Below are 5875 nucleotides of genomic sequence, written 5' to 3'. Positions count from 1 at the left end.
AAAAGAGCATGACAGAAGCAACCAACAGTCCACTGGCAGGCTTTGTAGTTGGATCACTAACCGGAATGGCAACATATGGAACGCTCAATGAGATAGATTCCATGGCAAATGTAAGTGGATTACACAGTTCTTTTGCAGAAGGAATGTCAAAGAAAGATGCCCAGAAATATCTTGATTTTCTTGAGAATGGAAGCAAGGAAGGGCTCACAGAGGCAGAAATAAGAGGAATCGGAAAGGTAGACGAAGCACTTGCATTAAAGAAAGTAAACCCGGAGGAGCTGTTGGAACTTAGAAAACAGCAGCTGGGGAATGTTGGAGAGAGTAGTAGTGGAAGTAAACCATATACAAATAGTCGCCCATCTTATGGTAAAAATCAAGTAAATGAAGTTTGGGAGAATGCGAAAGACCCTATTACAGGAAAAGTTTATGACCCATCTGGCGTTGAAATTACATGGGATAAAACTAAACCGAGAAATGGTCAATGGGATATGGGACATATTCCTAGTGAGAAATACTCTGAAATGCATCAATTATATATGGATGATGTGATTTCAAAAGATGAATTTTTAGAATAGTATCGTAATCCTAGAAATTATAGACCAGAATTACCTAGTACAAATAGAAGTCATAAATATGAGTGAGGAAATAAAAATGAATATTGAGAAAGCAGATTATGGGACAATTGTTAAATTTGGTACATTAAAAGATTTACATGAAAAAATAAAGTTAAAAAATGATAATGTATCTGATATCATTAATTGGGTAGATGATAGTGGAATGAGTATTCTTGAAAGAAGCTTAGTATCCAGAAAATTTGAAATATCAAAATTTTTACTTGATAACAATGCAAAAGTAAACATAGTGTCAAAAGAAGGTAATAATGAATTTCATTTTTTGGCTCCAAATATAAATTGTATTGAAGCAGTTGAAATCGGAAAATTATTGCTAAGTAAAGGTACTTCGGTAATGCAAAAAGATGTAAAGTATGGTAATACAGCCTTTTTTTCATTATGCATGGAAGCTTTTAAGGAACGTTCAGAGAGTACAATGAATTTTATTGAAGAATGTTTTGAACAAGTAACAGATGTTGATGAGAAAAACAAGAATGGATTTACCATTCGTAAACTAATTATGGAAAGGGGAAGCGATGAATTAAAAAAAAGATTGGAGGAAAAATATGCATAGCACAATGAATTTAGGAGGTTCTGTTGTTTCAAAAAATATATTAGAAAAAAGAGGACGAGTAAAATGGTGTTTTAGAGAAGAAAGAGTAAATAATATTGATAATGGGTGGAGATTTCTTTCGGAAATAGATACAGATGAGTTTCTGGCAGATTCAAAAAACATGGTCATTTGTGATTGGGGCACAATTTTTGAAATAGAGCCTGCAATTGCTCCAATTTTTGAATTACCAATTGGAACAGAATTAACCTTAGAATATGATGGCTCACAAAAATATTTTGTAAAATCTGAAACCGGAGAGAAACTTATATTTTAATTATGGTTATACTGTCGGACATCCAACGGCTCTTGCATGTCTATTAATTAATCATCATGGCTGTTGTGAAGCAATTAAGAATCCATGATGTTAATTAATAGACACTAGCGAAAATTTGTCGAGTCGGGTATACGAAAGGACATTGCAAAATCAAAATAGAATATTTAGTTCCAATACGCTGATATAAACGTGCTCTTAGCAACAATGTAAAGTACGAGAAGATTACCAGCATCTGTGAATTAATCCAGGAACAGCTTGCCCGATGGATAGAAGAGATTGATGCGGTGAGGAGCAGTATTGTAGAAATTGCTACTATGCCGGATATATCCCAGGATTCCATGGAGTGACGGGAGACTCAAGGCTGGTATCGGTTAATCCAATCCGTGATACAGTATTTGCCAGTAATCCGGCTCTCTATTATTTAATAGGAAATGTATTGACAATCGCTGCTTCTCTGATACTGACAGGAGGAATGGCAGTATCGGAGAAGCAGTGATAAGCACAGGAACATCCGTAAGCAGGGCAGTAGTGACAGAGTATGTCAAGCAGGGACTGACAATGGCAGCCAGCAGCTATGTGGAAAAGAGCATGACAGAAGCAACCAACAGTCCACTGGCAGGCTTTGTAGTTGGCTCACTAACCGGAATAGCAACATATGGAACGCTCAATGAGATAGATTCCATGGCAAATGTAAGTGGATTACACAGTTCTTTTGCAGAAGGAATGTCAAAGGAAGATGCCCAGAAATATCTTGATTTTCTTGAGAATGGAAGCAAGGAAGGGCTCACAGAGGCAGAAATAAGAGGAATCGGAAAGGTAGACGAAGCACTTGCATTAAAGAAAGTAAACCCGGAGGAGCTGTTGGAACTTAGAAAACAGCAACTGGGAAATGTGGGAGAGAGTGGTAGTTCTTCTAATACTGGAGTTGGAAATCCTGTGAAAGTAGAAGGAAGAGGTAGTACAGGAAGAACAATTCCTAATAATTTAGAAGAACAAATGGCTATGCATCAAGTACGGTCTGATCCTTTGGAAGGTGCTACTGAACTTCCGATTAAATTAAATGATACGAGGGGGAAATCATCAGATGGCTGGATTAAAATGGAATCCGTTGTAAAGATAGCTGATGGAAATAAAATTACAATCCATTATGTATATAATAAAGTGACCGGCACATTCGATGGTTTTAAATTTAAGTAAAGAGAGGAATTTTATGGATAATATTATTTTTGAAAGAATATGGAAAGATTCTAATATTATAGAATTGAAAGTGATGGCAAGCTCAGAATACATTAGTGTATTTCAGAATTGTTATGTTGAGGATGTTTTATTAGAAAATGCTGCAGATAAAATAAATAATTATATCAAAAATTCTAATGAGGTATGTTATTTGGAATTTGGAAATAAGATTGGAAACTATACACCTGCTTTTTCATTAAATATTTTACCCAGTGATAATCATGGACATGTAAAAATTGAAGTAGATATAGAAATTGCGGATAATGACAGACGTGCCCATAGATGTTGCTTTTATGTTAGCTGTGAGTTGGGACAGATTGAAAGATTTGGACAATCATTAGTATCATTAATATCAGAGGATGAAGGAGTCAAAGTTTCCCTGGTATAATTTATTAGGGTTATACTTTAGGACTTCCAATTCCTTAAATCCTTTGTTCGAAAAAGTAACTGTATCACCTATCTGCTCACGAAGCGAATGTCATCATGCTGATAAAATTAGATACCAATGTTTATACATCAAAGGTACAGTCTTTTTCGACGGTATCCGGTGAGGTAGAAGGAAAGCAGCTTACAGTTCCGGATTTAAATGTATCAATGGATGCCATGACAGCGTACAGGGCGGACTTTTCACAGTTAATTGGTCTGATGAGTTATTATCAGAGCCTTCTGACGCAGGATGCCGGGAAGCTTCTCACACTGCGTGATGAATTGGTTGATGCAGAAGCTTCTTTGATGAAAATGATAAAGACAAAATAGGGGGAGAGGAGAAAGTTATGGGATTTCAGGTAAAGTACGAGGAGATTACCAGCATCCGTGAATTAATCCAGGCACAGCTTGACCGGTGGATAGAGTAGATAGATGCGGTAAGAAGCAGTATTGTAGAGATTGCTACCATGCCGGAGATGCACGGAGGGGCAGCAGAGCATGTGAGAAGCTATATGTGGGATTATCATATGAATCTTGCAAATATGATAAAAGATACGATAGAAACCTACCGGAGCAGCTTTATACTCTATACAGACTGGTATTATAACATTGATTCTGACCAGATGGCAGAGATGTCCCAGAATTCCATGGAGGGATTGGAGGAAAATATTCAGGGGGCCAGGTCAGACTTTGATGCGGTAGCAGAGGAAGTGGCGGATATTGAGAGGGAACTGTCTGCTTATCTTGATGTGGGCAGATTTTCTACAACCTGTATGGAAAACTGCTTTGATAATGCACTTGCCGGAGTGCAGAATGTCCGTACACAGATAGGGGAATATGAAGAGGCGCACAGCCATGCAGATATGTATCCCATCGATATGATGGCAGGCTATCTTCGCAGTATTATTGGTGGACAGTTAGGTGGCAGTAGTGCTACAATCAGTGCATATGATGCATCGGTTGTGAATGCAACAGAGTCTTTTCAACTGGCACAGATGATGGATGGAATGTTAAGTACATATCTCGAACAGGTGAAGGACAGGGTAAGTTCCTGCGAAGAGTTCTATGAACTGCAGCAACAGCAGTGGCAGGAATCCATCCGACTGAGAACAGAAGAAGGCATTGTGAAAACACTTGTCGGAGTCGGAACCATGATTCTGGGAGGAATGCTTGTCGTAGCAACCTGTGGTATGGCACTTCCTTTAGTGGCTACAGTAGGAGTAATGGCAATTGGCGCAGGAACAGTAGCATATGGCTTTTCAAATACAGTAGAAGGTGGTCAGGATGTTTATGCAGGAGTAACAGGAGACCCAAGAATGGTATCGGTTAATCCAATCCGTGATACATTATTTGCCAGCAACCCAGACCTTTATTACTTAATAGGAAATACATTGACAATCTCAGCGTCTATGATACTGACCGGAGGAATGGCAGCAAATGCAGCAGTAAGTGCAGGAACATCCATAGGAAGGGCAGTAGTAACAGAGTATGCAAAGCAGGGACTGACGATGGCAGCCAGCAGCTATGTGGAAAAGAGCATGACAGAAGCAACCAACAGTCCACTGGCAGGTTTTGTAGTTGGTTCACTAACCGGAATGGCAACATATGGAACGCTCAGTGAGGCAGAGCTGGAAGTAGTAAATAACGTAAAAAGACCGCAGCAGTTGGGAAATGTTGGAGAGAGTAGTATAAATTCTTATGCCGATTTTAGTAAAGCAGTAAGCGATATTGGTACGAGAAGTGATTTGACTGATGCACAAAAGATAAAGGAATTACAAAAACTGTTTAAAAACTCAAATTACAAAGCTGATATAAATGTGCCAAGTGATATTCAATATGTAAAGGGTTTTGATGTGAAGGGAAATGTAATATATGATTGGCCGCCTAAATTAGGCTTTGATGAAAGCACAATCAAACCTATTACCAGAACAGATGGTTTGGCTGATTCTTGGGATAGATATGGATATATGGGTGGTTCTAATTTCGCAGACGTTCCATCAACGGGTAAATACACATATAGTGAAAGAGCAATTCCTTATGTAGAAAATGAAGCAGCTTATCATACAGGAACTTTTAATAATGTAACGTATTTTGATAAAATTGATGCAATAAAAAATAGAGATATAGATACATTTAATGCGTTGCTTCATAATGAAGGGATATCTAGGTGGGACTTGGATGATTTTGAAGAACTATGTGATAGTTATGATTCGTTTATATCAAAAGCCAATAAGGAATTGGGAGATAGTGTAGATGCAACCTATGGTATAAAAGGCCAAGCAGCAGAATGGGGAGATATGACTGGTGGAGCGGGACAAATTGTTACCCCTTTTGGTGGAGATGTATTAGAAAAAATAGGAATATTAAAGGAGAATTAAGTGTGGATAAAAACAAATTAATTTCTAGTATACTATCATTTAAAGATGGCATAGGCATGTGGAAAATAGTATTAAATCAAATTACAGAGGCAGATTTTGTTATAGGATATGGTTTTGATAATAATGAAAAATTATGGAAGGTTTATCAAAATAATGAAAGAGGAATGAGGGCAGAATGGACGTTTAAGAATGAGGAAGAGGCATTGGAGAAATTATATAAAAAAGTAAAATTTCAGTGTAAATTAATAAATTAAATAAGGCCTTTTCAAAATCTGTTTGTCGGAACCATGATTCTGGGAGGAATGCTTGTCGTAGCAACCTGTGGTATGGCACTTCC

At 37.7% G+C, this 5875-nt stretch carries 8 protein-coding genes and 1 pseudogene; all 9 read left to right on the top strand.

Going from position 1 to position 5875, the window contains the following annotated elements; all coding sequences use genetic code 11:
* Positions 1-8: 8 nt before the first annotated feature.
* The 9 genes and pseudogenes from DWW33_RS15415 (at position 9) to DWW33_RS15380 (ending at position 5792) form a co-directional block, all read left to right on the top strand.
* A pseudogene (locus DWW33_RS15415) lies at positions 9-641 on the top strand (HNH/ENDO VII family nuclease).
* The gene (locus tag DWW33_RS15410; protein WP_118544597.1) at positions 634-1185 is read left to right on the top strand and encodes an ankyrin repeat domain-containing protein; all 552 of its coding nucleotides are present in this window, start codon (positions 634-636) and stop codon (positions 1183-1185) included. The pseudogene DWW33_RS15415 and the gene DWW33_RS15410 overlap by 8 nt, the downstream one beginning before the upstream one ends.
* Positions 1178-1498 carry an immunity protein Imm33 domain-containing protein gene (locus tag DWW33_RS15405; RefSeq protein WP_117699377.1) on the top strand — a complete coding sequence of 107 codons (321 nt, stop codon included), beginning with the start codon at positions 1178-1180 and terminating at the stop codon, positions 1496-1498. The genes DWW33_RS15410 and DWW33_RS15405 overlap by 8 nt, the downstream gene beginning before the upstream one ends.
* A 343-nt stretch (positions 1499-1841) precedes the next feature.
* The gene (locus DWW33_RS15765; protein ID WP_158552144.1) at positions 1842-1994 is read left to right on the top strand and encodes a hypothetical protein; all 153 of its coding nucleotides are present in this window, start codon (positions 1842-1844) and stop codon (positions 1992-1994) included.
* Positions 1991-2695, top strand: coding sequence for a hypothetical protein (locus DWW33_RS16065; protein WP_243088693.1), 705 nt, complete (start codon positions 1991-1993; stop codon positions 2693-2695). Before DWW33_RS15765 ends, DWW33_RS16065 begins: the two co-directional genes overlap by 4 nt.
* A 13-nt stretch (positions 2696-2708) precedes the next feature.
* Positions 2709-3122 (top strand): hypothetical protein, encoded by a 414-nt coding sequence (locus tag DWW33_RS15395; protein ID WP_118639823.1) that lies wholly within the window; start codon positions 2709-2711, stop codon positions 3120-3122.
* Between the two features lie 95 nt (positions 3123-3217).
* Positions 3218-3490 carry a hypothetical protein gene (locus DWW33_RS15390; protein WP_117699355.1) on the top strand — a complete coding sequence of 91 codons (273 nt, stop codon included), beginning with the start codon at positions 3218-3220 and terminating at the stop codon, positions 3488-3490.
* A 98-nt stretch (positions 3491-3588) separates the two neighbouring features.
* Positions 3589-5538 carry a T7SS effector LXG polymorphic toxin gene (locus DWW33_RS15385; RefSeq protein WP_256385593.1) on the top strand — a complete coding sequence of 650 codons (1950 nt, stop codon included), beginning with the start codon at positions 3589-3591 and terminating at the stop codon, positions 5536-5538.
* A gap of 2 nt (positions 5539-5540) precedes the next feature.
* Complete coding sequence (locus tag DWW33_RS15380) at positions 5541-5792, top strand: hypothetical protein (protein ID WP_118088425.1); 252 nt, start codon at positions 5541-5543, stop codon at positions 5790-5792.
* The last annotated feature ends 83 nt before the right edge of the window (positions 5793-5875 follow it).

Source organism: Roseburia sp. AF15-21 (assembly GCF_003479505.1).
Taxonomy (GTDB): Bacteria; Bacillota; Clostridia; order Lachnospirales; family Lachnospiraceae; genus Roseburia_C; species Roseburia_C amylophila.
This window is presented reverse-complemented; position numbering and strand designations above follow the sequence as displayed.